We start from the raw sequence: 2,682 nt of genomic DNA on the forward strand, positions 1-2,682 counted from the left end.
TGGTTATTGCATTCAAATAGAGCCACTTCGGCGGAGATTAGAGCCACTCAATGCATAAAATAGAGCCACCCAGTGCGGAAGGTGAGCCAGATAAATCAACTTATTTATTACAACCTCTTGTATAATTATTGAACATACCAAATGGTATGAATAATTATATAGGAGGTTTTTTGGTTGATTCAATATCGTAAGGTTTTAGAACTTTATTTTAACGGTTCTTCTCAGCGAACCATCAGCACAATGGTTGGAAGTTCTCGTAATACAATTAAGTCTATTATAGATCGTGCTGAGGTGCTTGGATGGACAGAATTAAAGAAAGAAATGACTGACTATTCATTGGAAGAGATGCTTTTTCCTGAGAAGACACCTACGGTTAAAGGGTATTTCAATGAAGATTGGGAGTATATTCATAAAGAATTATTGAAAAAGAACATGACGCTTAAATTGCTTCATACTGAATACGAGCAACGTGCTAGAACAGCTCATAAGATTCCTTATGCTTATCGAACATATTGTGAACATTACGGCACCTATGCCGCTAAACACAAGCTTACAATGCCCGTTAAGCGAAAGCCTGGTGAGATTATGGAGGTCGATTGGGCTGGGAGTAAATTACATTTAATCGATCGGGAATCTGGAGAAAAAATTGATGTGTATATTTTTGTAGCTACCTTAAGTCACAGCAAACTTAGTTATGTTGAGGGGTTTTTAGATATGAAATCTAGCAACTGGATTCGAGCGCATGTTCACGCGTTTGAATACTTTGAAGGGGTTACAGAAACGTTAGTACCTGATAATTTAAAAACTGGTGTCATTAAACCTAATGGAGCAGAACCGATTTTAAATGAAGCTTACCGTGAATTGGCCGATTATTATCGGACAGTCATTGTGCCTACTCGTGCGGTCAAACCTAAAGACAAAGCTAGTGTAGAAGGATCAGTTGGCTTAGTATCGCGTCAAATCATCGCTGCCCTAAGAAACATCCAGTGTTTTTATTTAGATGAATTAAACGAGCTCATCTGGGAGAAACTCACGGAAGTAAACAACGCACCTTTTCAAAAGAAGAAAGGTTCAAGACGCAGTGTATTTGAAGAAGAGGAAGAACCTTATTTACAACCACTTCGTTATCCTGCCTTTCAAATAACGGACTGGAGAATAGCTAAAGTACAATTAAACTACCACATTCAAGTTGACCGAAACTATTACTCCGTCCCGTATGAATATGTTCAATGTTCGGTTGAAGTCCGATTGACAGAGAACTTAATTGAAGTTTACTTTAAACAAAGCCGAATTGCATCTCATAAAAGGCAGTTAGCTTTGATTGGACAATATAGCACATTGGTCGATCATATGCCCGATCACCACCGTTTATACATGGAACATACTCCGGACAGTGCGAGGGAGTGGGCAGAAGACATTGGTCCTTTTACGTTATCTTTTGTTGAAAAAATCCTCAGTAATAATGTTGAAAAACAAGCGCTGAAAGTCTTATTAAACTTTCAAAATCTGACAAAGAAGCACCCACTATCCTTAATTGAAACGAGTTGTGAAATTCTTCTGACAATCACCGAACAACCCACACTATCGACTTTTAAATCAATACTCACGAGACAAAAGAAACGTCTTGATAAAAAAGCAACTACAACCAACCATTTGGTTGATGATAGCCACGGGTTTGTCCGTGGTGCCACATACTTTGGAGGGAAATAAATGAGAAACGAAGCAACCTTAGAAAAACTGAAGCAATTACGTTTAAGTGGTATGGCCGCCTGTTATGAAGAACAAAGTCAGTCTAAAGACTATCAAAACCTATCGTTTGAAGAACGATTTAAATTACTGGTTGATTATGAATACGCGCGTCGCCAGTCTAACAAATTAGCAGCACTCATTAAAAAAGCTGACTTCAAAGAACCTTCAGCCTGTATGGAGGATATTGAATATCACCCAGACCGTCACTTAGATAAAGAATTACTAACTCGCCTTTCAACGGGACAGTATGTTCTCGATCATCATAATATCATCTTGATGGGAGCCTCTGGCAACGGTAAGACTTGGTTATCTAATGCGTTAGGTGTACAAGCTTGTCGTCAGTTTCATAGTGTTAAATATATTCGACTACCCGAATTAATCGATGAACTTAAAGCGGCCAAATATGAAGCAGATGGTAGCTATCGAAAACTCGTGACAAAGTATCGGAAGTTTAGGGTCCTGATTTTGGATGAATGGTTATTGTCTTCATTATCCGCAGAAGACTCTTTACATGTGTTTGAAATAATTGAGGCTCGGTTAAAGAATGCATCCACCATCTTTTGTTCTCAATTCGCACCGGAAGGATGGCATACGAAAATTGAAAACCTTCAATTAGCAGACGCGATTTTAGACCGGATTGTCCATGATTCCTATAAAATTTTGATAGATGGCGACGTATCGATGCGTGAACGTCATGGGATTAGGAGCTAACTATAAAAAAAGAAATAGATTATAAAGACAAATCAACAGCAATCAATATTTAAAAAATTAGTTGTTAAAATGATTTATGATCAAGCAAATACCCCTAGCTTATCTCAATGGCTAGGGGCATCTCTGTATTTACTGGCTCACCTTCCGCACTGGGTAGCTCTGTTTCATGCATCAGGTGGCTCTAATCTCCGCTCAAGTGGCTCTATTTATCCGCAATACTCA

At 38.5% G+C, this 2,682-nt stretch carries 2 protein-coding genes; both read left to right on the forward strand.

Annotation, left to right across the window (positions count from 1 at the left end; all coding sequences use genetic code 11):
- The first annotated feature begins 174 nt into the window (after nucleotides 1-174).
- Nucleotides 175-1,710, forward strand: coding sequence for an IS21 family transposase (gene istA / locus GF867_RS13540; protein WP_153833614.1), 1,536 nt, complete (start codon nucleotides 175-177; stop codon nucleotides 1,708-1,710).
- On the forward strand, nucleotides 1,711-2,460 hold the full coding sequence (gene istB, locus GF867_RS13545; RefSeq protein WP_153833615.1) for an IS21-like element helper ATPase IstB: 750 nt from the start codon (nucleotides 1,711-1,713) through the stop codon (nucleotides 2,458-2,460).
- Nucleotides 2,461-2,682 lie beyond the last annotated feature (222 nt).

The sequence above is a fragment of the Fundicoccus ignavus genome (assembly GCF_009659375.1).
Classification (GTDB): domain Bacteria; phylum Bacillota; class Bacilli; order Lactobacillales; family Aerococcaceae; genus Fundicoccus; species Fundicoccus ignavus.